This window comes from Paenibacillus jamilae (assembly GCF_050482105.1).
Lineage (GTDB): Bacteria > Bacillota > Bacilli > Paenibacillales > Paenibacillaceae > Paenibacillus > Paenibacillus jamilae_B.
This window is the reverse complement of record NZ_JBCNHI010000077.1, coordinates 1-1,423: the sequence shown is the minus strand read 5'-3', so window position 1 is coordinate 1,423 and position 1,423 is coordinate 1. Positions and strand designations below refer to the sequence as shown.

At 56.3% G+C, this 1,423-nt stretch carries 1 protein-coding gene; it reads left to right on the top strand.

Going from position 1 to position 1,423, the window contains the following annotated elements; translation table 11 throughout:
* On the top strand, positions 1-1,423 hold a 1,423-nt coding region (locus ABEW32_RS26385), incomplete at both ends, for a non-ribosomal peptide synthetase (RefSeq protein WP_430193269.1).

Below are 1,423 nucleotides of genomic sequence, written 5' to 3'. Positions count from 1 at the left end.
GAGCATTTGATCGCCTACTATCGCACGCACCGAATTGATCTGTCGGACGGCACACCAGCGCATCTGCATATTTTGAACGAAAGCGTCAGCGTGTCAGAAGCGCCGGATGTGAAGCATTACCTGATTGGGGGCGAGGCCTTATCGGTGCAGCTGGTACAGGGGTTCCTACACAAATGGTCCGGGTATCGCCCGGTCATTACGAACGTGTATGGTCCGACCGAAGCGACGGTAGATGCGACAGCCTATACGATTGAAGATGTAGAGTCACTGAATGTATTGCTGGAAAAAGGGGAGCACACGGTATCCATTGGAACGCCGATAGCGAACCAGGCTGTGTATATCCTGAACAACCAGCAACAGCTGGTGCCGATCGGGATCGCGGGTGAGCTCTATATCGGAGGGGCAGGTATCGCACGAGGATACCTCAACCTGCAGGAACTGACGGCTGAGAAGTTTGTTCCGAATCCGTTTGCTGATGCGACGGCCGCTGATCCAGCGGACAGCAGTTACGCAAACCGGATGTACCGGACAGGCGACCTGGCACGGTGGCTGCCGGATGGCAGTATCGAGTATTTGGACCGGATCGACCACCAGGTGAAAATCCGCGGCTACCGGATCGAGCTGGGCGAGGTGGAAGCACAGCTGCTGACCGTGGACGGTATCCAAAAAGCCGTGGTCACGGCATGGGAAAACGAAGACGGACACAAGGATCTGTGTGCCTATATCGTAGCTTCGGAGTCGCTGAGTCTACCGGAACTGCGGAATGCGTTGCAGCCGAAGCTGCCGGATTACATGATCCCGACGTATGTGGTACAGCTGGATCGTTTCCCGCTGACGCCCAATGGGAAAATCGACCGGAAGGCGTTGCCCGCACCGGAAGCACGCCTTGAAGGAGGCTTGGAGTATGTGGCACCGCGGACGCCACTGGAGGCCAAGCTAGCCCAAATCTGGCAGGATGTCTTGAAGCTGTCCAGCGTAGGCGTCACCGACTCATTCTTCGATGTGGGTGGGCATTCCCTGCGGGCCACGACACTGGTGGCCAAAATTCATCAGGAAGTGGGCAGCCGAATAACACTGCGTGAAGTGTTCCAGCACTTTACGATTGAGCAGCAAGCCCAGCTGATCGCCGCGCACGGCACAGACACCTATACGGTGATCCCTGCAGCTGCCAAACAGTCTTACTATCCTGCTTCCTCAGCTCAAAAACGACTGTATATTTTGAGCCATCTGGACGGTGGAGAGGTCAGCTACAATATGCCGGGTGTATTAGTCGTGGAGGGGCCGCTTCAGGCAGACCGACTGGAGGAGGCGTTCCGTCAGTTAATAGCCCGCCATGAAACGCTGCGGACTTCCTTTGAAATGGTAGATGGCGAGGTTGTGCAGCGGGTTTACGATCAGGTGGCGTTTGCAGTAGAGCGCCTGC